Origin of the sequence: Streptomyces roseoviridis, assembly GCF_039535235.1 — a bacterium.
GTDB lineage: Bacteria > Actinomycetota > Actinomycetes > Streptomycetales > Streptomycetaceae > Streptomyces > Streptomyces roseoviridis.
Genome location: NZ_BAAAWU010000001.1, coordinates 3942446 through 3967658 on the forward strand (window position 1 = coordinate 3942446; position 25213 = coordinate 3967658).

Below are 25213 nucleotides of genomic sequence, written 5' to 3' on the forward strand. Positions count from 1 at the left end.
GGCGTACGCACTGTGCGGACACCGTGTCGCCGTGATGATTACCCCGCCGGCGTGACCGGACTACCAAGTTTTTGGGAACCACAACTGCAACTGAAATCCAAGCTAGCACGCCACGGCGCCCGATGACGGGAGAATTGCCCCGCTCTTTTTCAACGGTAAAAAGCCTGAGCGCGCGGTCCCTTGAATTCTCATCCCGCCGCGGTGGGGGCTCCGGGTGTGCGCGGGGCAGGAAGCCGCGAGTGGGCCCGGCAGGAAATCTGTCGTGGCGACGGTAGACATTCGCTCGCGGTGGCGCTACTGTCGTGGACGTACCCCAGAAGTCACGTGGGCACGGCAGGGACGGACTGCCGTGCGAGCAGTACCCGAAGCAGTAACCAGCAGTAGGTAGCAGTAGGCAACACGCAACCGAAGTAAGGAGCAGAGCACCGTCAGGATCGCCCGGGCGAGGAAGCAGTCCGCCCGGGTACCGCAGGCCCCCGATGGGAAGGTGGTCCCCGGTCACGCATCCGCGATCCCCGCAGTCCCGCCCGTCCGGGCGGCACGTGCGGACACAGAAGGCCGGCGCAGTCTGCCGGTAGATGGTGTTGAAAGCTCGGGGCCCGGGTGCCGTCACGGCACCCGGGCCCCCCGACGCGTTCCCGAAAGAAGAGGTCTATGCCCCCTGGCAGTCCCCGCCCCGCCGACAACCTCGACGACGACGACTACCCCGCCTACACGATGGGCCGGGCCGCCGAGATGCTGGGCACCACCGCCGCCTTCCTCCGCGCCCTCGGCGACCATCGCCTGATCACCCCCCTGCGCTCCGCGGGCGGCCACCGGCGCTACTCCCGCTACCAGCTGCGCATCGCCGCCCGGGCCCGTGAGCTCGTGGACCAGGGCACGCCCATCGAGGCCGCCTGCCGCATCGTCATCCTCGAGGACCAGCTGGAAGAAGCCCGCCGCATCAACGAGCAGCTCCGCAACGGGGCCCGCGGCTCCCAGTCCCCGGCCGCCGCGACCTGACCGGCAGGCCCGGGCGGATCCGACCGGCGCGCCCGGCCGGGAGGCCGTACGAGCCGAACACGACGAAGGCCCGGGTCACCGAACCGGGCCTTCGCCGTGCGCCGCGCCGCGTCGTGCGCCGCGCCGCGTCGTGCGCCGCGCCCCGCCGTGCGCCCCGCCGTGCGCCGCGCCCCGCCGCGGGCGGCGGGTCAGGGCTCCTCGGAGTGGGGGCCGGCGCCGCTCGGGGGTCGGCTCGTGGCCAGCCAGGACCGGGCCGGCTCGGCGGTGCGTGAGGTGTCGACCGTGAGGTGCAGGCGGGTGCCCCCGCCCGGGGCGGGATAGCTGCGCTGCTCGCCGCCGGCGAAGCAGTGGCGCAGCAGGTCTGCGACGACGCGGGCGGCGTCCGGCGTGGCGGCGACGATGCGCACCTCGGCATGGCCGGGCGGCGGCAGGGCCTCCTCGGCCTCCAGCGCCTCCGCGGCTTCCTGGGCTTCCTGGGCTTCCTGGTCGTTCCGTTCCAAAGCGGCACCGTCCTCTCCCGGGCGGACGCGCCCACGCGCGGAGCCGGGGGCGAACCGCCCCGGGCGACACCCGGGGGATCCGGTGCCCGGCACGTCTCCCGACACGTCCACCCTACGTCGCACCGCCCTCGGCCGGCCGAACCCGGAGGTGTCACCCGGTCGTGTGGAACGGCCGGTGACCGGCCCGTCGGGAGCGGGGGGACCGGCCGGCATTCGTGATCATGCGGCTGTGATCACTCTCCCTGGGCGTTCCCCGCATCGTCGCCCACGCTTCCGGGCCCCGGTCGGCATCGGCATGAGCGTCCTGTCCGCTCTCTGCCTTCTCCCGGCGGCCCTGCCGGCTCCCGCCGCGGCGGCCTCGCCCGCGTCCCCGTCCGCAGCCCGGTCCGCGGCCCTTCCCGCCACCCTGCCGGCGGGCCCGTCCTCGGCGGCGGCTGTGAAGCCCCTGACGCCGGGCGAGGCCCTCGCCTCGGCGCGGCTCGCGGCGATCCGGGACGAACCGGATGCGCTGCGTGCCTTCTTCCGGGCCCTGCCCAAGGGCGGCGAACTGCACAACCACCTCTCCGGCGCCGTGTCGACCGAGTACCTCATCGCCCTCGCCGGCGAGGACGGCCTGTGCATCGACGAGGCCACGACGACCGCGGTGCCGCCTCCGTGCGGCCCGGGCAAGCGGCCCGCCGCCGACGCCCGGACCGACCGGGCCTTCCACGACACGCTGGTGCGGGCCTGGTCCATGGAGGGCTTCCCGCCGGGGCAGTCGGGGCACGACCACTTCTTCGACACGTTCGGGAAGTTCGGCGAGGTCACGTGGAAGCACCGGGGCAAGCTGCTCGCCTCCGTGGCGAACGACGTCGCGGCACAGAACCAGTTCTATCTGGAGACCATGATCTCGCCCGCGTCGGAGGCGGCGAAGCAGCTGGCCACCGAGGTCGGCTGGGACGCGGACCTCGCCCGGCTCCACGGCAAGCTCGTCGCGGGCGGACGCCTCGACCGGCTGGTCGCCGAGGCGCGCCGCGAGGCGGACGAGGGCGACGCCGAGTTCCGCCGGGAGGCGGCCTGCGACACGCCCCGGCCCGAGGCCGCCTGCCGTCTGACCGTACGGTGGATCTCCCAGGTGTCGCGGGGCAGTTCGCCGGAGCGGGTGTTCACCCAGATGGCGCTCGGGATGCGGCTGGCCGAGCGGGACGACCGGTTCGTCGCCGTGAACCTCGTCCAGCCCGAGGACTGGGACAGCTCCCTGAAGAACTACCGCCTCCAGATGCGGATGCTGAAGTACCTGCGGGGCGTCTATCCGGGCGCGCACCTCACCCTCCACGCCGGCGAGCTGTGGCCCGGTCTGGTCAAGCCCGAGGACCTCGCCTTCCACATCGGCGAGGCGGTGAACGTCGCGGGCGCGGAGCGGATCGGCCACGGAGTCGACCTGGTCCACGAGGACGACTGGCGGCGGCTCGCCCGGACGATGGCCGAGCGGCGGATCGCCGTGGAGGTACCGTTCACCAGCAACGCGCAGATCCTCGGCGTCAAGGGAGCCGACCACCCCTTCGAGACGTACCGCGCCCACGGCGTCCCGGTCGTCCTCGCCACCGACGACCCCGGTGTCTCGCGCATCGACATCAGCCACGAGTACCAGTACGCCGCCGAGACCTACGGCCTCGGCTACCGCGACCTGAAGGACCTGGCGCGGGCGTCCCTGGAACACGCCTTCCTGCCCGGCGCGAGCATCTGGCAGGGCGCCCCGGCCCGCGACGGCCACCGCCTCGCCGGCCCCTGCGCCCACGACCGCCCCGGCACGGACACCCCCCGCCCCTCCTGCCGCCGCCTCCTCGACCGCAGCCTCAAGGCCCGGGTCCAGTGGCGTCAGGAGGCCGCCTTCACCGCGTTCGAGCGCCGCGTGACGAAGGCGTAGGACCGCTGCTCACGCAGGAGCGAAGGCCCGGGTCCCCGACCCGGGCCTTCGTCGTCGCCCCGGTGAAGAAGTACGGGGCCTTCGTCGCCCACGCCCTCGTCGCCCAGGCCCTCGTCGCCCACGCCCTCGCCGGGGCGTGAGCGGATCACTAGCAGGACGTTAGGGGAGCGGACGAGGGTGGGGACCGCCGATCTTTCGCGTCCCGCCTTCGAGGAGTCCACCGGTGAAGAAGCACAAGGCCGCTTTCGTGGCCGCCGCCTGTACGAGCGCCCTGCTGGTCGGGGGGACGGCGCAGACCGCCAGGGCCGACGGCGCCGCGGACAACTGCAACGCGGCGGACACGGTGGCTCCCGGTTCGTTCGGGACCGGCACGCTGACGTGGTGCATCATCGCGGCCAAGGAGAGCGCCGAGACGAAGAGGCTGGCCAGGGAGAACTTCGTCAAGGGCCTGCTCGAGATGCTGACGCTGCACACCGGCGGCAACTACAACATCATGATCTTCGACATCAAGGGCAAGAACGCCTTCGGAGACCCGTGGTTCGTCAACCACTACACGCAGAACCTCCAGGACGTGGCGTTCCAGGGCGACGTCGAATACCACGACGAGACCTCGCGGGAGGACCAGACGTACCGCATCTGGATCTTCTCGGGCGGCGGCAGCTTCACCAACCACGGTGACGGCGGCTGGATCAACTGGGGCTTCTACGGCCTGTGGGACCGCAACGGGTCCACCGTTGACTTCCGCCCCACGATGGCACCGGTGACCCCCGGTGTGCCCAAGGGCGAGACCCCCGGTCCGGGCGAGGTGACGCCCATCCCCGGCGTGCCGGCCCACCCCGGCCCGCCCCCGGCCTTCCGTTCCCACAGCGGGCCGGAGGCTCCCCTCTCGGAGTCCGGACGTCCTCCGGTCGGCGTCCCTGTGCAGCTGAGGACCGTCAACAACCTCGGAGCGGTCGCGACGAACACCTCCTCCGGCTCGTCCGTGGTGGCGGGCGCGCTCGGCACCACGAACGGCACCTGGACGCTGAAGGACGCGGGCGGCGGACGCTACGAGATCGCCAACGGTCACGGCCCGGTCCTCACCGAGAACACCAGCACGTACTACGCCCAGATCAGCACGTGGAAGGCGAGCTCGACGCAGAAGTGGGAGGTCCTCCCCTTCGGTGACGGCACCTACCAGATCAGGATCAGCGACCAGGACTGCCTGACCTACCACGAGGACTACAAGAAGCTCGGCGTGTGGACCTGCGAGGCCTCCGAAGGCCAGCGGTGGACCATCACCCGCTGACCGCGCTGACCGCGCTGACCGCGCTGACCGCGCTGACCGCGCCGCCCGGCCCGTGGCCCGGCCCCGAGACGGGCGAGGAGGCGCGAGAACGCGAGGTGCCCCCGCCCGGAGAAACCGGGCGGGGGCACCCCCGCACCTGCTCACGGCCGTGCGTGAGCCCCCGCCGGCCGCCCGGCGGGGCGGCTGCCTACGTCACTGGTCCTCCCGGAGGACCACCACGTACTCGTCCGCGTAGGCGTCGCTCTCGTCCTGCGGCATCAGCAGGAGGGAGAGCGTGGCGCGTTCACCGGTGAAGCGGACGTCGACGGAGGCGTCCTTCTCTCCCAGGCTGAAGGCCGCGGTGGCCGGGCGCTGCGCGGCGTCGCCCCAGCGGGCCACCCAGCGCTTCGCGTCGTTCTTCGTCTCGCCGTCCTCCCTGGCGAACTCGGCCAGGCCCTCGGCGTCGCGGGCCTTCAGCCGCGCCAGGACGTGCTCGGTGGTGGCGAGGCTCCCGGGCGTGGGGCGCCCCGTCACCGTCAGCTCCAGCTCGTTGATGCCGTTCTTGGTGCGCTCGGGGGTCTTGTCGGTGGCGAGGGCATCGCAGCCGCCGAGCAGGAGTACGAGCGCTCCTGCCAGTCCCACCGACCCCGCTGCCCGCCTCAACTGCGCTTCCCGGGGCGAACGATGCTGACGGCGCTCAGGTCCTTGTCGTTGGACCCGGCCGTGCTGGGTGATGGTGATCTTGTCCCCCTTGCCGCCGGTGACGACCCCGGCGTGGTTCCACGTCTTCGAAGACCTGTAGTAGCCGAAGACGACGTCGCCCGGCCGGGCATCGTAGCGCGAGATCTCCCGGCCTCCCCGGTGCTTCTTCAGGTGCTGGCGCAGATTGGCCGCGGCTGCCCAGGTGTAGCTGTCGAGACGGATCCAGCCGAATGTCGTTCCGGGACCGGCGCGACCGTGCCGCGGTCCTCGTCCCGCCGCCGCGGACGCGACCGAAGGCTGTGGTTCGTGCGCCGACGCGAGCTTCGGGGACGGGGCCGACACACCGCTCCGGCACTCCAGGACCGATGAGCGCCGGCTGACGGGCGGTCGCGGCCCCCGGAACGCCGAAGCGGTCCGGTCACAGCAGGAGCAGCACCGCCACGCCCCACAGCGTCGACAGCGCCACGAGTGGCGGTCCGACCGGCATGCCCTGCCGTCCCGCCGGCGCCTCTTCCAGCGGCCGTAGGTCCGGGTGGAGCAGCAGCGCCCGCAGCTCCTCGGCGGTGCGCAGCGCATGCGGCTCGCGGCCCAGGCGGCGCTCCAGCCATGCCCAGCCAGTGGGGGACAGCTCGACGGAAGAGTCCTTGGCCCGGCCGATCCGGATGCCGTCGTCGGAGTGGCGCACGGACGTGATCACGTTCCACGGAACCCGCCTCACGCGCCACGCCCCGGTCACCCACAGCCCGTCGCGGTCGGCGGTGATCCGCCAGGTGAGCGCCGTTGCCACGGCCGTCACCAGCCACGGCAGACCCACGGCGAGCCACAGCCAGTGCCACGACGGTCCGTCCGCGAGGGCGGCCCAGATGCCGCCTCCCTGCACCAGCAGCAGGCCGAGACCCACGGCGCGCGAGAAGCCGTGAGCCGTCCACGTGCGCGGGCCCGCCGAGGGCGTCATGCCGGCGGCGATCCCGTCGAAGGGCCGCTGCGGGTCCTCCCGCTCGTGGCGCCGCCGACCGCGCTCCGTCAACGCCGGGCCGGCCGACTTCACCGCGGTGACACTGCACTGCACCGACACCTCGACGTCGTCTTCGTCGTCGAACGCGACGAAGGCGACTTCGGCGCCGGCATGGGGGACGCCGTACAGAACGGCCTCCCGTAGCGGCGGGGGAGGATCCTCGCCCCTGAGAATCTCCGTGATCTTGTCGAGTTCGACGACGGCTGCGTCGCCGCCGTCATCGTCCTCCGCTTCTTCCTCTTCTTCTTCCTCGAAGGCGTATAGCGAATGGAAGTGCAGGATCGGCCGAAGACCCTCCGGGTCGTCGGCCGCGAACACCCAGGTGCGGCCGTCGTCGTGACCCTCGCGCACCAGCACGCGCAGCACCGGCAGCGGTTCGCGCCGCAGCCGCTGCGAACGCCCCCGCCCGTCCGCGCCGTTGGCGAGGAACGCCAGCCCTGCGACGAAGCCGACCAACGCCAGCAGCTCCCAGCCGACGGCGTCGTACGGCTCCGCGACCAGCGCCGCCCAGTCGCCGTTCACGACGATGTCGACCCGGCTGCCCACGGGGAAGTCCTCGGGATAGGCCGTCTCGAAGCGATGGGTACGCCCGTCGGCCTCCACCTCGACGATGTCGATGTCGTCGTCGTCCCGCTCCAGGGCCGTGACCCGCCCCGACAGGTGCGTGGCTCCCGCGGCCCGCTCCTCGTACGCGTCGACGACCTGCTGCACCTGCCAGCAGCCGAACCCGGCGACGCCCAGCAGCAGGGCGGCCAGGACGAAGGAGAGCCGGCCCCGGCGGAACGTCCGCGCGGCGGCGGGCAGCGGTTGCGCGACCGGCCCGGCCGCCTCCAGGGCCCGCGCCCGCTGCCGCCCGGCGGCGGCCAGCCGATGGATGATCCCGGCGGTGGTGAACGCGGCGGCCATCAGGAACGCGACCGCGGACGGTTCGCCGAGCGCCGACGTGAAGCCGCCTTTCACGGCGAACCCCGTCAGCGCGGCCGCGAGCCCCACGAGCGCGAGCCGTGGCTGCCGCCACACCCAGTACAGGGTCAGCAGCAACACGACGGCTGTCCCGAGGCCCAGCCAGTCGGTCCCGCAGGGGGCGGCGGACGTGCAGGGGGCGACGGGAGCCTCCGCGACGTCCCACGCCAGCGAGGCGACCAGCACCAGCAGCGTCCACAGAGGGCGTGCCCACCGGGCGGGCGCGGCAGCGAGCCAGCGCTCGGCGTCCGGAGTCCGCCACTCGGCGGTGCCGGGCGGTATGTGCTCGGCGGGCAACGGCACGGGAGGTCTGTTCACCCGCGCATTATGAGCCCGAGCGATCTACCGGACGGCTGGAGGGACGGCAGGAAGCCCGACACGAACCGGGGCGTCCGCCCTCCTGCCGCCTTCTCAGTCGGCCGACAGCGTGGGGCTGGGCGTAGCACACCGCGCTCCATCGATCGGGGACCTCCGCCGATGACCGGCCATAGACGGCGTTCGGCCTTTCGCGCCGGACCGGGTTCCTCGGTCAGCCGAGGGTGGAGCCCCATGCGACCGAGCACTGCTGTGGGATCACCAGCAGTGCGGTCCATGCGGACATCCTTCGTCACCTGCGAGTATCACGTGTAGGTGATACTATGCAGGGGTATTAGTTGACCAGAGGGACCTATGCCATACGAGATCAAGGTCATCGAGCCGGCGCTTGCCTGGCTTCATGGACTACGTCGCACCGACCGGGAGACGCTGGTGCAGATCGCCAGTGCCCTTGACGTCCTCAAGCAGGAAGGCCCCACGTTGGGGCGTCCCTTGGTCGATCGCATTAAGGGATCGAAGCTGCCGAACCTCAAGGAGCTCCGGCCAGGCTCGTCTGGATCAACTGAGGTCAGACTGTTATTCGTCTTCGACCCCGACCGGAACGCGGTGATCCTGGTCGGCGGCGACAAGTCGGGGAACTGGCAGACTTGGTACCCGAGCGCAATCGAACAGGCCGAAGCGGCATACGCGATCTACCGAGAGGAGACGCAGGCATGACCACCAACAAGGGCGGCGCCACCTCGTGGGACGACCTTAAGGAAGATTTCGCGTTCACGCCCGAAGAGAAGGAAAGGATCGAGGCGGGGACGCAGCAGATGCTTGCCGAGGTTCGGGCGTACCGCTTGGCGGAAGTGCGGAAGCGTCAGCACATCACACAGAACCAGGTCGCAGAGATCTTGGGCGTCACTCAGGGCCGCGTCTCAGCCATCGAGAGAGGCGAGGTAAGGCGCTCTGAAGTCGAGACCCTGGCCTCCTACGTGGCGGCTCTGGGAGGGCAGCTCAAGCTTGTAGCAGACTTCGGAGACGAATCCCTGGTCCTTGGCTGACTCGGCTGTTGCAGGCGCCTTCGACTATCTGGCGTGAGTGCTCGCCGGCTGTGCCGGGACATGGTCATAGCCGTGGACGAAAGAGGGTGGCTGACCCACTGTCACTGGGGTCAGCTGCCGCAGTCATCTTCCCAGCCCTTGACGCCAGGACGAGAAGACCGGACCGCTCGGTCCAGGTGTACGAGTCAGTGCCCCGTTCTCGACCTCCCCGTGGAACAGCTGAACTCCGGCATCGCCAGCAGCGCCCGGTGCGTCCACGCCGCCCTGTGCGCGGGGGGCGCTGAAACGGCGGCGTGACGGCCGATCCGCGCGAGGAGATCGAAGCCTTCACCGCCATCTCGATGTCAGTCCTCGTCCGACTGGTTCGCGGGTGGGCCCGCACCCATGCCCCCCATCCACCTGGCCGACCCCCGCCTGGCCCTGCGCGAAGTCGAACCCGAGGACCTTCCCGCCGGCGGTGGCGGTGGAGCTCAGATCTACCAGCACTCGGGCCATGACCGACAGAAGGAGGTGGCCGGCGGTTCGGACCGGATGGTGGGGCGACCCGGGAGAAGGTGCGGGGAGCAGGAAAAGAAGGCAGTGGTGCCTGGGTGGTGCGGGGCGCCTGAGGAGGTCTGGACAACACAAAGCCCCAGGTCTCTGACCTGGGGCTTTGTCGTGGAGCGGATGACGGGAATCGAACCCGCGCTATAAGCTTGGGAAGCTCATGTTCTACCATTAAACTACATCCGCAGTACCGCCTGAAGATCAATGCGGCATTGCACAGTGTACCCCATGCCGCACATCAGGCGAAGCGCCCTCCTCTCTCAGGGCGGCCGTGCGTGTGCGGAGTGCCGCGTGGAGTGGTGTCCTCTTGTTCCCCTAATGTGGCTGTCTCGTCCACCACTTGTCGGGGAAGGGACTTGATGGGTCCGATGGAGCGCACCGTCGTCCGTTGTGCCGAAGGGCACGTATTCAGCACCGCTTCGTTCCCGCTGCAGCAGCTCGGGGCCGGGCGGATCGGGCCCGGGCGGCTCGTTCGGTGTCCACGGTGTGCGCGGCTGCGGCACGCGGTGCCCGTGGAGCTCGATCGGCGCTGATGGCCAGGGGCGCGGGGTCTTCCCGATTGGGGGAGCTCCGTGCCCTCTGCGTATCGTGGGATCGTGCTTCTCTCAGACAAGGACATCCGGGCCGAGATCGATGCCGGCCGGGTGCGCATCGACCCGTACGACGAATCCATGGTGCAGCCCTCGAGCATCGACGTGCGGCTTGACCGCTTCTTCCGGGTGTTCGAGAACCACCGCCACCCCCACATCGACCCCGCCGTCGAGCAGCTCGACCTGACGCGCCAGGTCGAGCCGGAGGGCGACGAGGCGTTCATCCTGCACCCGGGTGAGTTCGTGCTCGCCTCGACCTACGAGGTCATCACCCTGCCGGACGACATCGCCTCCCGGCTGGAGGGCAAGAGCTCGCTGGGGCGGCTCGGTCTGGTGACGCACTCGACCGCCGGGTTCATCGACCCCGGATTCTCCGGGCACGTCACCCTGGAGCTGTCGAACCTCGCCACCCTGCCGATCAAGCTGTGGCCGGGGATGAAGATCGGGCAGCTGTGCATGTTCCGCCTGAGCTCCCCCGCCGAGTACCCGTACGGGAGCGAGCGCTACGGCTCCCGCTACCAGGGCCAGCGGGGGCCGACGGCCTCCCGCTCGTACATGAACTTCCATCGGACCCAGGTGTGAGGCGGTAGCCGGCATGAGTGAAGTACGCGAGAACCTGACGTACGAGGGCTTCGGGCGCGCCGTCCGCGAGCTCGCCCAGACCATCGCCGACGACGGCTACGAGCCGGACATCGTGCTCTCCATCGCCCGCGGCGGCGTCTTCGTCGCCGGCGGTCTGGCCTATGCCCTGGACTGCAAGAACATCCACCTGGTGAACGTGGAGTTCTACACGGGCGTGGGCACGACGCTGGAGATGCCGGTCATGCTGGCGCCGGTGCCGAACGCGATCGACTTCTCCGACAAGAAGGTCCTGATCGCCGACGACGTCGCCGACACCGGCAAGACCCTCAAGCTCGTCCACGACTTCTGCGTCGACCACGTCGCCGAGGTCCGCTCCGCGGTCGTCTACGAGAAGTCGCACTCCCTCGTGAAGTGCGAGTACGTCTGGAAGAAGACCGACGAGTGGATCAACTTCCCCTGGTCCGTCGAGCCGCCCGTCGTGCGCCGTGAGGGCCAGGTCCTCGACGCCTGAGACGAGCCGACCCCGCGGGACACCCGTACGGGAAGGGCCCCCGCCGACCGATGTCGGCGGGGGCCCTTCCCGTACGGGGTGACTACAGCGTGCCCAGCTTGATCAGGCTCAGCAGCGCCACCAGCTGGATCGCCGACGCGCCCAGGGCCTTGGGCCAGGGCAGGTCGTGGGAGCGGCTCACCATCACGGTGAAGAGCGCGCCCGCGGCCAGCCAGGTGAGCCAGCCGACGACCTGGACCAGGCCGTTCTCGCCGCCCAGGAAGAGGGCGAGGACGAGGCGCGGGGCGTCCGTGAGGGACATGATCAGCATGGACAGGCCGACGGTCGGCTGCCAGGAGCCGTCGCCGCCGAGCTGGCGGGCCAGGGTGTGGGTGACGGCGCCCATGACCAGGCCGCCGATCACGAAGCCGACGCCGGTCAGGACGACGTACGGAACGGCGTTGGACAGGGTCGCGTTGATCGCCTCTTCGCGGGCCTGGTCGAAGCCGAAGATCGCCAGCAGCCCGTAGAGGAACGTCACGACCAGCGCGGGGCCCCACACGGCGTGGTCGCGCATCCGCAGGAACGTGTCCGCCGGACGCAGCACGATGCCGCTCAGGAGGGCCTTCCAGGGCAGTCGCGGGCCCGTGGGGACGGGGGCCGCGCCGGCCTGGTACGGGGTGCCCTGCCCGTAGGGGTCGTCATGGACGCTGAAGACCTGGGTGTGGCCCGGGTTGTTGGCGGCGTAGTGCTGCTGCGGGTGCTGCTGCGCCTGGGGCGCGTAGGGGTCGCCGAAGTACTCCGGCTCCCCGTGCCCCTGCGGCGGTTGCTGCTGCCGTTGCTGCTGCGACCACTGCTGCTGTTGCGGGTAGCCCGGCGGGGGCGCGTTGTACCCGTACGGCGCCTGCTGCGGTTGTTGTCGCGGGGGGCCGCCGGCCCGGCCGCGTCCGTTCCTGAATCCAGCCACGTCAATGAACGTACCCGGTCCTGCCGTGCGCTCGCGCCCCGGAGGGATAGTGCGGCAGAGCTGTGACATCCCCTAGGGATTCCCTAGGGGGCCCGGAACGGGGCCGGAACGGGGCCGGAAGGGGCCCGTCAGGGGGGTGCTGCAGGGCGCGCGGGCGGCCGGCCCCGGCGCGCCGGGACGGATCGGCGGTACGGCCGAGAGCCGCCTGCCCGCACCGGCGGTAACGGCAGGCCCGCCCCCCTCTCGCGGTAACGGCCGAGGGCCGCCCCCTGTCGCGGTAACGGCGGAGGCCCGCCCCCCCTCTCCGTAACGGCGGAGGGCCGCCCCGCATCGCGCGGGACGGCCCTCCGTCACGTACCGGTCCTGCCGAGTGGCTAGGCGGCCGGCTCAGGCTCCGGCGCCTCGGCCGGCTCCTCCGGGCCCGGGTCGGCCGGGGTCTTCACCGAGTCGAGCAGCAGCTGGGCCACGTCGACGACCTGGAGGCTCTCCTTCGCCTTGCCGTCGTTCTTCTTGCCGTTCACGGAGTCCGTGAGCATGACCAGGCAGAACGGGCAGGCGGTGGAGACGATGTCCGGGTTGAGGGACAGGGCCTCGTCCACGCGCTCGGTGTTGATGCGCTTGCCGATCCGCTCCTCCATCCACATCCGGGCACCACCGGCGCCGCAGCAGAAGCCGCGCTCCTTGTGGCGGTGCATCTCCTGCTGGCGCAGGCCCGGGACGGCGGACATGATCTCGCGCGGCGGCGTGTAGACCTTGTTGTGCCGGCCCAGGTAGCAGGGGTCGTGGTAGGTGATGAGGCCGTCCACCGGGGTGACCGGGATCAGCTTGCCCTCGTCGATGAGGTGCTGGAGCAGCTGGGTGTGGTGGATGACCTCGTACTCGCCGCCGAGCTGCGGGTACTCGTTGGCGATGGTGTTGAAGCAGTGCGGGCAGGTGGAGACGATCTTCTTCGCCGACTTCGGCTTCTTCGTCGACTCGTCCTCGTCGTCCTCGCCGAACGCCATGTTCAGCATCGCGACGTTCTCCTGGCCGAGCTGCTGGAACAGCGGCTCGTTGCCCAGGCGGCGCGGGGAGTCACCCGTGCACTTCTCCTCGCCGCCCATGATCGCGAACTTGACGCCCGCGATGTGCAGCAGCTCGGCGAAGGCCTTGGTGGTCTTCTTGGCCCGGTCCTCCAGGGCGCCGGCGCAGCCGACCCAGTAGAGGTAGTCGACCTCGGTGAGGTCCTCGACGTCCTTGCCGACGATCGGGACCTCGAAGTCGACCTCCTTGGTCCACTCGACGCGCTGCTTCTTGGCCAGGCCCCAGGGGTTGCCCTTCTTCTCCAGGTTCTTGAGCATGGTGCCCGCCTCGGACGGGAACGCCGACTCGATCATGACCTGGTAGCGGCGCATGTCGACGATGTGGTCGATGTGCTCGATGTCGACCGGGCACTGCTCGACGCAGGCGCCGCAGGTGGTGCAGGACCACAGGACGTCGGGGTCGATGACGCCGTTCTCCTCGACGGTGCCGATCAGCGGACGCTCGGCCTCCGCCAGCGCGGCCGCCGGGACGTCCTTCAGGGCCTCGGCGGACGCCTTCTCCTCGCCCTCCATGGTCTTGCCGCCGCCGGCGAGCAGGTACGGCGCCTTGGCGTGCGCGTGGTCGCGCAGCGACATGATCAGGAGCTTGGGGGAGAGCGGCTTGCCGGTGTTCCAGGCGGGGCACTGCGACTGGCAGCGGCCGCACTCGGTGCAGGTGGAGAAGTCGAGGAGGCCCTTCCAGGAGAACTGCTCCACCTGGGAGACGCCGTAGACGTCGTCCTCGCCCGGGTCCTCGAAGTCGATCGGCTTGCCGCCGGAGGTCATCGGCTGGAGCGCGCCGAGGGCGGTCTCGCCCGTGGCGTTGCGCTTGAACCAGATGTTCGGGAAGGCGAGGAAGCGGTGCCAGGCCACGCCCATGTTGGTGTTGAGCGAGACCGTGATCATCCAGATCATGGTCGTGCTCAGCTTGATCATGGCGAAGAGGTAGACCAGGTTCTGCAGCGCGCCGACGCTCAGCCCCTTGAAGGCCAGGACCAGCGGGTACGAGGCGAAGTACGCGGCCTCGTAGTGCTCCACGTGGTGGATCGCGCCTTCCAGGCCGCGCAGGACGTAGATCGCCAGGCCGATGGTGAGGATGACGTACTCGACGAAGTACGCCTGGCCGGCCTTGGAGCCGGCGAAGCGCGACTTGCGGCCGGCCCGGCGCGGGAGGCTGAGCAGCCGGATGACGATCAGCGCGGCGATGCCGAGCGTGGTCATCGCGCCGATGAACTCGATGTACAGCTCGTACGGCAGGAAGCCGCCGAGCAGCGGCAGCGTCCAGTCGGCCTGGAACAGCTGGCCGTACGCGGTGACGATCGTCGGCGGCAGGGTCAGGAAGCCGACGGCCACGAACCAGTGCGCGAAACCGACGATGCCCCACCGGTTCATCCGGGTGTGGCCGAGGAATTCCCGCACCAGGGTGACGCTGCGCTGGTACGGGTTGTCGGTGCGGGTGCCGGCGGGCACCGGCTGGCCGAGCTTGAAGTACCGGACGAACTGGCCGATGGCGCGGGCGAGCAGCGCAACGCCGACCACGGTCAGGGTCAGCGACACAATGATCGCGGCGAGTTGCATGAGGGGCTCCTCGGGCGGGCCTACTAAGCTGGACGCCTACTAAGCGGTAACTTATTCAGTCCGTGCCGAGATTACCGGTGTGGGCGCCGCTCTTGTAGCGGAGCTCACGGTGATCTGTGTCGCTCAGGCAACCCTTGCCACCCGGCCTGCGTCGCCCGCACGTCCCGGTGTCCGGCCTGCCGTGCGGGTCGTCTGGCGACGTCGACGGACTGCTGGAAGCGTACGCGCCAGAACGGCCAGATCCATGCCGAGCCAGTGATGGTCCACATAGTGGAGGTCGAGCAGTTCCCGCTCCTCCCATGGCAGCTCCGAACGGCCGCTGATCTGCCACGGTCCGGTCATCCCGGGCCGCACCGAGAGCCGGCGCCGGCCCTCGCCGACGGACTCCCGGTGGCCGGGCGCCAGCGGGCACGGCCCCACGAGGGACATCCGGCCCGCCACGACGTGCAGCAGCTGGGGCAGATGGGCCAGCGGGCTCTTGGTGCGGAAGGTCAGCAGGGTGAAGGTCCGCCCGCCCCGGCCCGCCACCGGACGGCGGCGGAGCACCCGGTGCGGGCCGCCGGGGCCGAGGGCGATCGACAGGGCCACGGCGGCGATCACCGGTGCGAGCAGGACGAGGAGGGCGAGGCCGCCCACGAGGTCCATCGCGCGCTTCGCCGTCATGCGCTCACACCCTCCGGCGAGAATCATGGGATATGTCCGACTCCTGCCCGACCCTCTCACGGCGCGCCCGCCGACTGCCGCAGCGACGCGCCCTTTGAGCGGGGCGGATGGCGAAGAGTTGAGTCCTGTCGACTCAGGTCCTTTGACTCTCGCCCGGCCCTGGTGCATCCTTGAGTCAGTTCCACTCAAGTCGGTCAGCTGGAGGAATCGAAATGGCACGTGCGGTCGGCATCGACCTGGGCACGACTAACTCCGTCGTCAGCGTTCTGGAAGGCGGCGAGCCCACCGTCATCACCAACGCCGAGGGCGCCAGGACCACGCCGTCCGTCGTCGCCTTCGCGAAGAACGGCGAGGTGCTGGTCGGCGAGGTCGCCAAGCGTCAGGCGGTCACCAACGTCGACCGGACCATCCGGTCCGTGAAGCGCCACATGGGCACCGACTGGAAGATCGAGCTCGACGGGAAGAACTTCAACCCGCAGCAGATCTCCGCCTTCATCCTCCAGAAGCTGAAGCGCGACGCCGAGGCCTACCTGGGCGAGAAGGTGACCGACGCGGTCATCACCGTCCCGGCGTACTTCAACGACTCCGAGCGTCAGGCCACCAAGGAGGCCGGCGAGATCGCGGGCCTCAACGTCCTGCGCATCGTCAACGAGCCGACCGCCGCCGCCCTGGCGTACGGCCTCGACAAGGACGACCAGACCATCCTCGTCTTCGACCTCGGTGGCGGCACCTTCGACGTGTCCCTCCTGGAGATCGGCGACGGCGTCGTCGAGGTGAAGGCCACCAACGGTGACAACCACCTCGGTGGTGACGACTGGGACCAGCGCGTCGTCGACTACCTGGTGAAGCAGTTCGCCAACGGCCACGGCGTCGACCTGTCCAAGGACAAGATGGCGCTGCAGCGTCTGCGCGAGGCCGCCGAGAAGGCCAAGATCGAGCTGTCCTCCTCCACGGAGACCACGATCAACCTCCCGTACATCACGGCCTCCGCCGAGGGCCCGCTGCACCTGGACGAGAAGCTCACCCGCGCCCAGTTCCAGCAGCTGACCGCGGACCTCCTCGAGCGCTGCAAGACCCCGTTCCACAACGTCATCAAGGACGCGGGCATCCAGCTCTCCGAGATCGACCACGTCGTCCTCGTCGGCGGCTCGACCCGCATGCCGGCCGTCGCCGAGCTCGTCAAGGAGCTGACCGGCGGCAACGAGGCCAACAAGGGCGTGAACCCGGACGAGGTCGTCGCCATCGGTGCCGCCCTGCAGGCCGGTGTCCTCAAGGGCGAGGTCAAGGACGTCCTGCTCCTCGACGTCACCCCGCTGTCCCTCGGCATCGAGACCAAGGGCGGCATCATGACCAAGCTGATCGAGCGCAACACCACGATCCCGACCAAGCGCTCCGAGATCTTCACGACGGCCGAGGACAACCAGCCGTCCGTGCAGATCCAGGTCTACCAGGGCGAGCGCGAGATCGCCGCGTACAACAAGAAGCTCGGCATGTTCGAGCTCACCGGCCTCCCGCCGGCCCCGCGCGGCGTCCCGCAGATCGAGGTCGCCTTCGACATCGACGCCAACGGCATCATGCACGTGACCGCGAAGGACCTCGGCACGGGCAAGGAGCAGAAGATGACCGTCACCGGCGGCTCCTCGCTGCCGAAGGACGAGGTCGACCGGATGCGCCAGGAGGCCGAGCAGTACGCGGAGGAGGACCACCGCCGCCGCGAGGCCGCCGAGACCCGCAACCAGGGCGAGCAGCTCGTCTACCAGACCGAGAAGTTCCTCAAGGACAACGAGGACAAGGTCCCCGGTGACGTCAAGACCGAGGTCGAGTCCGCCGTCGCCGAGCTGAAGGAGAAGCTCAAGGGCGAGGACACCACGGAGATCCGCACCGCCACCGAGAAGGTCGCGGCCGTCTCCCAGAAGCTCGGCCAGGCGCTGTACGCCGACGCCCAGGCCGCCCAGGCCGCGGGCGGCGCCGACGCCGGCCAGGGCCAGGCCCAGGACGACGACGTCGTCGACGCCGAGATCGTCGACGAGGACAAGCCGAAGGGTGGCGCTGCCTGATGTCGGAGGAGACCCCGGGTTTTGAGGAGAAGCCCGACGTCCCCGCCGACGGCACGCCCGAGGAGCCGCAGGCCGCCGACTCCGCCGACCAGGCGGAGGGGGCGGCCCCGGCCGGGGACGCTACGGACGTAGCCCTGCTGGCGCAGCTGGACCAGGCCCGCACCGCGCTCAACGAGCGCACCGCGGACCTCCAGCGGCTCCAGGCCGAGTACCAGAACTACCGCCGCCGCGTGGAGCGGGACCGGGTCACGGTCAAGGAGATCGCCGTCGCGAGCCTCCTGACCGAGCTCCTTCCCGTGCTCGACGACATCGGCCGCGCCCGGGAGCACGGTGAGCTCGTGGGCGGCTTCAAGTCGGTCGCCGAGTCGCTGGAGACGGTCGTCGCCAAGATGGGCCTGCAGCAGTTCGGCAAGGAGGGCGAGCCCTTCGACCCGACCGTGCACGAGGCCCTGATGCACAGTTACGCGCCGGACGTCACCGAGACGACCTGCGTGGCGATCCTGCAGCCTGGGTACCGGATCGGCGAGCGGACCATCAGGCCCGCCCGGGTGGCCGTCGCCGAGCCGCAGCCGGGTGCGGCCCCGGCCGCCAAGGACGAGAAGAAGGCCGACGAGGAGAGCGGTGGCCCCGACGAGGGCTAGCGCTGTGATCGTCCGAGAGGAGGGACGTCGATGAGCACGAAGGACTTCGTCGAGAAGGACTACTACAAGGTTCTCGGCGTCCCCAAGGACGCCACCGACGCGGAGATCAAGAAGGCGTACCGGAAGCTCGCCCGCGAGAACCACCCGGACGCCAACAAGAACGACGCCGGCGCCGAGGCGCGCTTCAAGGAGATCTCCGAGGCGAACGACGTCCTCGGCGATCCCAAGAAGCGCAAGGAGTACGACGAGGCCCGCGCCCTGTTCGGCAACGGAGGCTTCCGGGCCGGCGGCCCGGGCGGGGGCTCGTTCAACTTCGACCTGGGCGACCTCTTCGGCGGTGCCCAGGGCCCCGGCGGGGCCGGCGGCTTCGGCGGCGGTCTCGGGGACGTCTTCGGCGGCCTGTTCAACCGGGGCGGCGGGGCCGGCACCCGTACGCAGCCGCGCCGCGGCCAGGACATCGAGTCCGAGGTGACGCTCAGCTTCACCGAGGCCATCGAGGGCGCGACCGTGCCGCTGCGGATGACCAGCCAGCAGCCCTGCAAGGCGTGTTCGGGCACCGGCGACAAGAACGGCACGCCGCGGGTGTGCCCGACCTGCGTCGGCACCGGACAGGTCTCGCGCGGCAGCGGCGGCGGCTTCTCGCTGACCGACCCGTGCGTGGACTGCAAAGGGCGCGGCCTGATCGCCGAGACGCCCTGCGACATCTGCAAGGGCAGCGGGCGCGCCAAGTCCTCGCGCACCATGCAGGTCCGCATCCCCGCCGGTGTCTTCGACGGCCAGCGGATCCGGCTGCGCGGCAAGGGCGCCCCGGGCGAGCGCGGCGGGCCGAACGGCGACCTGTACGTGGTCGTGCACGTCGACGCCCACCCGGTGTTCGGCCGCAAGGACGACAACCTGACCGTCACGGTGCCCGTCACGTTCGACGAGGCGGCGCTGGGCGGCGAGATCAAGGTGCCGACCCTGGGCGGCCCGGCGGTCACCCTGAAGCTGCCCGCCGGGACTCCCAACGGCCGCACCATGCGCGCCCGGGGCAAGGGCGCGGTCCGCAAGGACGGCACGCGCGGCGACCTGCTGGTGACGGTGGAGGTCGCGGTGCCGAAGGAGCTGGACGACAAGGCCCGTGAGGCCCTGGAGACGTACCGCGAGGCCATGGCGGGCGAGGACCCCAGGGCAGAGCTGTTCCAGGCCGCGAAGGGAGCTTGAGGAGATGGACGGCCGTCGCCGTAACCCTTATGAACTGACCGACGAGACGCCGGTGTACGTCATCTCGGTGGCGGCCCAGCTCTCCGGTCTGCACCCGCAGACGCTGCGTCAGTACGACCGTCTGGGCCTGGTGTCCCCGGACCGCACGGCGGGCCGCGGACGCCGTTATTCGGCCCGTGACATCGAGCTGCTCCGTCAGGTGCAGCAGCTGTCGCAGGACGAGGGCATCAACCTGGCCGGCATCAAGCGCATCATCGAGCTGGAGAACCAGGTCGCGGCGCTGCAGCAGCGGGTGGCGGAGCTGTCGTCGGCGGTCGAGGGCGCGGCGGCGGCCATGCGCCAGCGCGAGGCCCAGGTGCACGCCTCGTACCGCCGTGACCTGGTCCCGTACCAGGACGTGCAGCAGGCGAGCGCCCTCGTGGTGTGGCGGCCGGGTCACAAGCGCGGCGAGTAGCCGTCGTTCTCCGACGCTCCTTCAGGTCTCCCGAAGGCCCCTTCCGTTCCGGCGGAGGGGGCCTCGTCGTGTCCTCGGGGGAAACGAGGACGTGTGCTTCAGGGGATGAGCTCGCCCACGATGTCGGCGGCGGTCTGCCACCAGGGCTGGGCGCCGGTGCCGAAGGCGGCGGCGAGGGCGGTTCCGACGGCCCGGTCCCGCGGGGTGGCGTCGGGGGACCAGTCGGCGTCGACGCGGCCGTCGCCGGTGGACTCCAGGGTGCCCAGCGGCCGTCCGTCGCGGGTGAGCCGGCTCTCTCCGTAGGAGCAGGGCACGAGCCGGTAGCGGGCCTGGGAGACGACGGCGTCGACGCGGTAGGAGCGGCGGGAGAGGCGGCCCTTGGCGGGGCGCAGGCCGGCCGGTCGTCCGTCCACGGTGAGGGTGAGCAGGGCGGGGTCGCGGGTGCCGATGGGGGTGTGGTCGTCGGGGGCGGTGCCGGGGGTCCGCAGGAGTTCCACGGTGGGCATCCGGTGGCCGGTGACGCGCAGGGTGCCGGCGGGGCCGTCGAGGTCGATGTGGGCGTACACGCTGGTCAGTTGTCCCGTTCGAGGATGCCGGAGCGGGCGATGAGGTAGCCGAGCTGGGCGCGGCTGCCGCTGCCGAGGGCGGCGGCGAGCTTGGCGATGTGGGCGCGGCAGGTGCGGACGTTCATGCCGAGGCGGCGGGCGATGGCCTCGTCGACGTGTCCCTCGACGAGGAGTTTGGCGATGGAGCGCTGGACGCCGCTGATGCCGCCCTGCGGCGGTTCGTAGGCGACGGGGGCGTCGAGGGGGGTGGCCTGGAGCCAGAACTGGTCGAAGACGCCGCCGAGATACTCGACGAGCCCCTGGTGGCGCAGTTCGAGCGCGATGGTGCGGTCGCGGCTCGCGGGCACGAAGGCGACCTTGCGGTCGACGATGATGAGCCGGTCGATGATCTCTTCGAGGGTGCGGACCTCCACCTCGGGCCCTATGCGTTCGAGGTAGGCCAGGGTGATGGGCTGGTGGCGCGCGGTGTGCTGGTAGAGGGTGCGCATCCTGATGCCCTTGCCGAGCAGGGGGCGGACCCGTCGGAGTGCTTCTCCGAAGGTGTGGGCGCTGCGGCCCTTTCCCGGTTGTACGGTGAGGAGTTCGGAGGTGCACTCGGCGACGGCGCGGTCCAGGCTGGCGTTGATGCGCTCCAGGCCCTCGAGGACCGTGATGGCGTGGGTCATCGAGGGGTCGCGGGCGCCGAGGGTCATGAACGGCTCGAACGCGTCGGAGAGGGTGAGGGTCAGGCGCCGGCGTTCCTGTATCTCCTTCTCTATGGGGAGCAGGAGCCGGGCGAGCGCGGCCGAAGGGGCGACCGGGCGGAGCCATTCGGCGTCGTCGGGGTCGGGACGCAGCAGGTCGAGGTCCATGAGGCAGGGGGCGGGCCCGATCTCGGAACGGGCGATGCGACCGGAGCGAAGGGCCTCGGTGTAGAGCCGGGTGCCCGCTTCGCACAGGTCTGCGTGCGTGTGAGAATGTCCCGGTTCGTCAGGTTCTATCCGCATACGTACACCCCCAGGCTTTTGCATTACAGGAACATGATGCATTGAGCGAGTGGTGGAAACGGGATGAGTGAGCCATCGTCGTGACTTGCGGGGGAGCAGGTTGTTACACACCTTCAAGTGAGGTTGCTCGGTCATGTCCAAGAAGCTCATACGCACCGTAGCCGGTGTCGCACTGATGGCTGCTGCCGCTGTGGGAGCGGTCACGGCAACCGAGGACCCGGGGTGGGGTTCGCAGACGAGGGTCGTGAACGCCGACCCGGGCTGGGGACTGTCGCCGGTGCTCAACGGCGACCCGGGCTGGGGCGTGGCTCCCGCCGCGGCCTCCGATCCTGGATGGGAGTCCGAGGGGGCATGACGGTTCCCGAAGATCCTCGTTTCCGACGCGAGATGGCGAGCGCCTACCGGTCCGGGTGGCACTTCATCGATCTCGTCACCGCGGTGCCGCGCCGTGGCGAGTCGTTGATGGTCACCCTCTTCGGGGAGCCGATCGTCGTCGTCCGCGAAGACGACGAGGACATTCGCGCCTACCGGTGTCTTCGCCGCCCGCGCGGCGCCCCGCAACCCGTCCGCTGTGCCATCCGGTACGGCATGATCTTCGTCAATCTCGACCAGCGCGACCACCAGCTGGTCGAACCCCAGCTGGTCGAATCCGAGACCATCACCGCCACCCCCCGCAGTGCCTGAACGATTCCCCCGTCGTTGCAGATCGTTCAGGTGCTTCCCCCACACAGCGGCGCCATCGCGGACCTGAAACGCGATGGCGCCGCTGTGCGTCGTCCGGGAGGACCTGGGGGTCCAGGAAGCTCCCGCAGGTCCGGAGGTCCCGCAGGTCCCGCAGGTCCCGCAGGTCCCTGAGCTCCGGGAGGCGTACGGATCAGGCCCGGCCCATCGCGCGGGTGAGCGCGATCTCGATCACGACCCGGTCCGGGTTCGGCGTCGGGACCCGGTTGTAGCGGGCCGCGTAGCGCTCCACCGCGTCAGCGACGACCTCCGCCTCGGTGCGGATCCGCGCCACGCCCTCCAGTGTGGCCCAGCGCCCCTTGTCCACCTGGCAGACCGCGACCCGCGCGCCGTCCGCGCCCGCCGCCAGGACGTTGGCCACCTTGCGGCTGTGCTTGTTGGTGATGACGCGGGCGATGCCGCGCTCGCCGCCCTCCGGGTCGTACGTGACGCCGACGGCCACCACGTGCGGGGTGCCGTCGGGCCGGGGTGTGGTCAGCGTGCACATGTGGTACTCGCGCCAGAAGGCGAGATACGAGTCGCTCGGCTTGCTCGGGTCGATGGCCATGTCCCGGAACCTACTCCCGGCGGACCCGTCCCCGACACCTTGAGCGGAACGGACTCAAGTTTGTGTACGCTAGAGGAGTCATGAAGGAAGAGGCATAGGAGTCGAAGACCCCTGGACCCCGAGGAGGAGAGTCCGCCCGTGGACGCCGAACTGACCAACAGGAGCCGGGACGCGCTGAACGCGGCCAGCAGCCGCGCCGTGTCCCAGGGGCACGCCGACCTGACCCCCGCACATCTGCTGCTCGCGCTGCTGGAGGGTCAGGAGAACGAGAACATCACCGACCTGCTGGCCGCCGTGGAGGCCGACCAGGCCGCCGTCCGGGGCGGTGCGGAGCGGCTGCTCGCCGCCCTGCCCAGCGTCACGGGCTCCACCGTCGCGCCGCCGCAGCCGAACCGCGAGCTGCTCGCCGTCATCGCCGACGCCGCCGAGCGCGCGAAGAAGCTCGGCGACGAGTACCTGTCCACCGAGCACCTGCTCATCGGCATCGCCGCCAAGGGCGGCCGGGCCGGCGAGGTCCTCGACGGGCAGGGCGCCACCGCCCGCCGCCTCCAGGACGCCTTCGAGCAGACCCGCGGCACCCGCCGGGTGACCACCGCCGACCCCGAGGGCTCGTACAAGGCCCTGGAGAAGTTCGGCACCGACTTCACCGCCGCCGCCCGCGAGGGCAAGCTCGACCCGGTGATCGGCCGCGACCACGAGATCCGGCGCGTCGTCCAGGTCCTCTCCCGGCGCACCAAGAACAACCCCGTCCTCATCGGCGAGCCCGGCGTCGGCAAGACCGCCGTCGTCGAGGGCCTCGCCCAGCGGATCGTGAAGGGCGACGTCCCCGAGTCGCTGCGCGACAAGCGCCTGGTCGCGCTCGACCTCGGCGCCATGGTCGCCGGCGCCAAGTACCGCGGCGAGTTCGAGGAGCGCCTGAAGACCGTCCTGTCCGAGATCAAGGAGAGCGACGGGAAGATCATCACCTTCATCGACGAGCTGCACACCGTCGTCGGCGCGGGCGCCGGAGGCGACTCCGCCATGGACGCCGGCAACATGCTCAAGCCGATGCTGGCCCGCGGCGAGCTCCGCATGGTCGGCGCCACCACCCTCGACGAGTACCGCGAGCGGATCGAGAAGGACCCCGCCCTGGAGCGCCGCTTCCAGCAGGTCCTGGTCGCCGAGCCGAGCGTCGAGGACACCGTCGCCATCCTGCGCGGGCTCAAGGGCCGCTACGAGGCCCACCACAAGGTGCAGATCAACGACTCCGCCCTGGTGGCCGCCGCGACCCTCTCCGACCGCTACATCACCTCCCGCTTCCTGCCCGACAAGGCCATCGACCTGGTCGACGAGGCCGCCTCCCGGCTCCGCATGGAGATCGACTCCTCCCCGGTCGAGATCGACGAGCTCCAGCGCTCCGTCGACCGGCTGCGCATGGAGGAGCTCGCGCTGAAGAACGAGACCGACGAGGCCAGCAAGCAGCGCCTGGAGAAGCTGCGCCGCGACCTCGCCGACCGCGAGGAGGAGCTGCGCGGACTGACCGCCCGCTGGGAGAAGGAGAAGCAGTCCCTCAACCGGGTCGGCGAGCTCAAGGAACAGCTCGACGAGCTGCGCGGCCGCGCCGAGCGCGCCCAGCGCGACGGCGACTTCGACACCGCCTCCAAGCTGCTGTACGGGGAGATCCCGGCCCTGGAGCGCGAGCTCGCGGCCGCCAGCGAGGCCGAGGCCCAGCAGGAGGCCGCCAAGGACACCATGGTCAAGGAGGAGGTCGGCCCCGACGACATCGCCGACGTCGTCGGCGCCTGGACCGGCATCCCCGCCGGCCGCCTCCTGGAGGGCGAGACGCAGAAGCTGCTGCGCATGGAGGACGAGCTCGGCAAGCGGCTGATCGGCCAGAGCGAGGCCGTGCGGGCCGTCTCGGACGCGGTGCGCCGCACCCGCGCCGGGATCGCCGACCCCGACCGGCCCACCGGCTCCTTCCTCTTCCTCGGCCCGACCGGCGTCGGCAAGACCGAGCTGGCGAAGGCCCTCGCCGACTTCCTCTTCGACGACGAGCGGGCCATGGTCCGCATCGACATGTCGGAGTACGGCGAGAAGCACTCCGTCGCCCGGCTGGTCGGCGCGCCCCCCGGCTACGTCGGCTACGAGGAGGGCGGCCAGCTCACCGAGGCCGTCCGCCGCCGCCCGTACAGCGTCGTCCTCCTGGACGAGGTGGAGAAGGCCCACCCGGAGGTCTTCGACATCCTGCTCCAGGTCCTCGACGACGGCCGGCTCACCGACGGCCAGGGCCGCACGGTCGACTTCCGCAACACGATCCTGATCCTCACCTCCAACCTGGGCAGCCAGTTCCTGATGGAGCCGCTGACCAGCCCGGAGGAGAAGCGTGAGCAGGTCCTGGAGGTCGTGCGGGCGAGCTTCAAGCCGGAGTTCCTGAACCGGCTCGACGAGATCGTGGTCTTCTCCGCCCTGGCCCAGGACGAGCTGGCCCGCATCGCGCGGCTCCAGATCGACCGCCTGGCCCGCCGCCTCGCGGACCGCCGGCTCACCCTGGAGGTCACGCCCGAGGCGCTGGCCTGGCTCGCGGACCGGGGCAACGACCCGGCGTACGGCGCCCGGCCGCTGCGCCGCCTGATCCAGACCTCCATCGGCGACCGGCTCGCCAAGGAGATCCTGGCGGGCGAGGTCCGCGACGGCGACACGGTGCGGGTGGACCGCTTCGAGGACGGCCTCCTGGTGGGCCGCGCCTCCTGAACGGGGTCCGCTCCGGCGGGCCGGCCCGTACGTCGTGACCCGCGACCCGTACGGGGGTGGTGTCCCCGCCCCCGTACGGGGTAGGCGCGACGTCG

Annotated in this window: 22 protein-coding genes and 1 tRNA gene; 13 read left to right on the top strand and 10 right to left on the bottom strand. The window is 70.6% G+C overall.

What is annotated here, in order from left to right; all coding sequences use genetic code 11:
* The first annotated feature begins 654 nt into the window (after positions 1 to 654).
* Positions 655 to 1002, top strand: a complete 348-nt coding sequence (locus ABD954_RS17860; RefSeq protein WP_345487029.1) for a helix-turn-helix domain-containing protein — start codon at positions 655 to 657, stop codon at positions 1000 to 1002.
* Positions 1003 to 1190: 188 nt separating this feature from the next.
* Here the strand turns inward: ABD954_RS17860 and ABD954_RS17865 are convergent, their stop codons facing one another.
* A complete protein-coding gene (locus ABD954_RS17865) occupies positions 1191 to 1451 on the bottom strand; it encodes a hypothetical protein (RefSeq protein WP_345492258.1) in 261 nt (86 codons plus the stop codon).
* Between the two features lie 346 nt (positions 1452 to 1797).
* On the opposite strand from ABD954_RS17865, the gene ABD954_RS17870 reads away from it, so the two are divergent.
* The gene (locus ABD954_RS17870; protein WP_345487030.1) at positions 1798 to 3408 is read left to right on the top strand and encodes an adenosine deaminase family protein; all 1611 of its coding nucleotides are present in this window, start codon (positions 1798 to 1800) and stop codon (positions 3406 to 3408) included.
* A gap of 223 nt (positions 3409 to 3631) precedes the next feature.
* Positions 3632 to 4696, top strand: coding sequence for a hypothetical protein (locus ABD954_RS17875; protein ID WP_345487031.1), 1065 nt, complete (start codon positions 3632 to 3634; stop codon positions 4694 to 4696).
* A 192-nt stretch (positions 4697 to 4888) separates the two neighbouring features.
* On the opposite strand, the gene ABD954_RS17880 is transcribed toward ABD954_RS17875, so the two are convergent.
* Together ABD954_RS17880 and ABD954_RS17885 are read right to left on the bottom strand one after the other, a co-directional pair.
* Positions 4889 to 5317, bottom strand: a complete 429-nt coding sequence (locus ABD954_RS17880; RefSeq protein ID WP_345487032.1) for a hypothetical protein — start codon at positions 5315 to 5317, stop codon at positions 4889 to 4891.
* A gap of 478 nt (positions 5318 to 5795) precedes the next feature.
* Positions 5796 to 7673, bottom strand: coding sequence for a hypothetical protein (locus ABD954_RS17885; RefSeq protein ID WP_345487033.1), 1878 nt, complete (start codon positions 7671 to 7673; stop codon positions 5796 to 5798).
* A gap of 351 nt (positions 7674 to 8024) precedes the next feature.
* On the opposite strand from ABD954_RS17885, the gene ABD954_RS17890 reads away from it, so the two are divergent.
* Together ABD954_RS17890 and ABD954_RS17895 are read left to right on the top strand one after the other, a co-directional pair.
* Positions 8025 to 8387 (top strand): type II toxin-antitoxin system RelE/ParE family toxin, encoded by a 363-nt coding sequence (locus ABD954_RS17890; RefSeq protein WP_345487034.1) that lies wholly within the window; start codon positions 8025 to 8027, stop codon positions 8385 to 8387.
* Positions 8384 to 8716, top strand: coding sequence for an XRE family transcriptional regulator (locus ABD954_RS17895; RefSeq protein WP_345487035.1), 333 nt, complete (start codon positions 8384 to 8386; stop codon positions 8714 to 8716). Before ABD954_RS17890 ends, ABD954_RS17895 begins: the two co-directional genes overlap by 4 nt.
* A gap of 658 nt (positions 8717 to 9374) precedes the next feature.
* On the opposite strand, the gene ABD954_RS17900 is transcribed toward ABD954_RS17895, so the two are convergent.
* Positions 9375 to 9448: transfer RNA gene (locus tag ABD954_RS17900), tRNA-Gly, on the bottom strand.
* 410 nt (positions 9449 to 9858) lie between these two features.
* Here ABD954_RS17900 and dcd point away from each other — a divergent pair.
* Positions 9859 to 10434 (top strand): dCTP deaminase, encoded by a 576-nt coding sequence (gene dcd / locus ABD954_RS17905; protein ID WP_345487036.1) that lies wholly within the window; start codon positions 9859 to 9861, stop codon positions 10432 to 10434.
* Positions 10435 to 10447: 13 nt separating this feature from the next.
* Positions 10448 to 10945 (top strand): phosphoribosyltransferase, encoded by a 498-nt coding sequence (locus ABD954_RS17910; RefSeq protein ID WP_345487037.1) that lies wholly within the window; start codon positions 10448 to 10450, stop codon positions 10943 to 10945.
* Between the two features lie 82 nt (positions 10946 to 11027).
* On the opposite strand, the gene ABD954_RS17915 is transcribed toward ABD954_RS17910, so the two are convergent.
* From ABD954_RS17915 to ABD954_RS17925, 3 genes are all read right to left on the bottom strand, one after another.
* Entirely contained in the window at positions 11028 to 11891 is an 864-nt protein-coding gene (locus ABD954_RS17915) for a Yip1 family protein (protein WP_345487038.1), read from the bottom strand.
* Positions 11892 to 12265: 374 nt separating this feature from the next.
* Positions 12266 to 14530, bottom strand: coding sequence for a (Fe-S)-binding protein (locus ABD954_RS17920; protein WP_345487039.1), 2265 nt, complete (start codon positions 14528 to 14530; stop codon positions 12266 to 12268).
* Between the two features lie 123 nt (positions 14531 to 14653).
* A complete protein-coding gene (locus tag ABD954_RS17925; RefSeq protein ID WP_345487040.1) occupies positions 14654 to 15193 on the bottom strand; it encodes a sugar transferase in 540 nt (179 codons plus the stop codon).
* Between the two features lie 212 nt (positions 15194 to 15405).
* On the opposite strand from ABD954_RS17925, the gene dnaK reads away from it, so the two are divergent.
* Genes dnaK through ABD954_RS17945 form a run of 4 tightly spaced genes read left to right on the top strand, consistent with a single transcriptional unit; the run spans position 15406 to position 19548 of the window.
* Positions 15406 to 17250 (top strand): molecular chaperone DnaK, encoded by a 1845-nt coding sequence (gene dnaK / locus ABD954_RS17930; protein ID WP_345487041.1) that lies wholly within the window; start codon positions 15406 to 15408, stop codon positions 17248 to 17250.
* Positions 17250 to 17891 carry a nucleotide exchange factor GrpE gene (gene grpE / locus ABD954_RS17935; RefSeq protein WP_345487042.1) on the top strand — a complete coding sequence of 214 codons (642 nt, stop codon included), beginning with the start codon at positions 17250 to 17252 and terminating at the stop codon, positions 17889 to 17891. The genes dnaK and grpE overlap by 1 nt, the downstream gene beginning before the upstream one ends.
* Positions 17892 to 17921: 30 nt before the next feature.
* Positions 17922 to 19094, top strand: coding sequence for a molecular chaperone DnaJ (dnaJ, locus tag ABD954_RS17940; RefSeq protein WP_345487044.1), 1173 nt, complete (start codon positions 17922 to 17924; stop codon positions 19092 to 19094).
* A gap of 4 nt (positions 19095 to 19098) precedes the next feature.
* Positions 19099 to 19548, top strand: coding sequence for a heat shock protein transcriptional repressor HspR (locus ABD954_RS17945; RefSeq protein WP_345487045.1), 450 nt, complete (start codon positions 19099 to 19101; stop codon positions 19546 to 19548).
* A 98-nt stretch (positions 19549 to 19646) separates the two neighbouring features.
* Here the strand turns inward: ABD954_RS17945 and ABD954_RS17950 are convergent, their stop codons facing one another.
* Complete coding sequence (locus tag ABD954_RS17950) at positions 19647 to 20114, bottom strand: hypothetical protein (RefSeq protein ID WP_345487046.1); 468 nt, start codon at positions 20112 to 20114, stop codon at positions 19647 to 19649.
* A 5-nt stretch (positions 20115 to 20119) separates the two neighbouring features.
* Positions 20120 to 21100 (bottom strand): helix-turn-helix transcriptional regulator, encoded by a 981-nt coding sequence (locus tag ABD954_RS17955; RefSeq protein WP_345487047.1) that lies wholly within the window; start codon positions 21098 to 21100, stop codon positions 20120 to 20122.
* 351 nt (positions 21101 to 21451) lie between these two features.
* Here ABD954_RS17955 and ABD954_RS17960 point away from each other — a divergent pair, with 351 nt between their 5' ends.
* A complete protein-coding gene (locus ABD954_RS17960; protein WP_345487048.1) occupies positions 21452 to 21784 on the top strand; it encodes a (2Fe-2S)-binding protein in 333 nt (110 codons plus the stop codon).
* Positions 21785 to 21974: 190 nt separating this feature from the next.
* Here the strand turns inward: ABD954_RS17960 and ABD954_RS17965 are convergent, their stop codons facing one another.
* A complete protein-coding gene (locus tag ABD954_RS17965) occupies positions 21975 to 22388 on the bottom strand; it encodes a pyridoxamine 5'-phosphate oxidase family protein (protein WP_345487049.1) in 414 nt (137 codons plus the stop codon).
* A gap of 138 nt (positions 22389 to 22526) precedes the next feature.
* On the opposite strand from ABD954_RS17965, the gene clpB reads away from it, so the two are divergent.
* A complete protein-coding gene (gene clpB / locus ABD954_RS17970) occupies positions 22527 to 25118 on the top strand; it encodes an ATP-dependent chaperone ClpB (protein WP_345487050.1) in 2592 nt (863 codons plus the stop codon).
* The last annotated feature ends 95 nt before the right edge of the window (positions 25119 to 25213 follow it).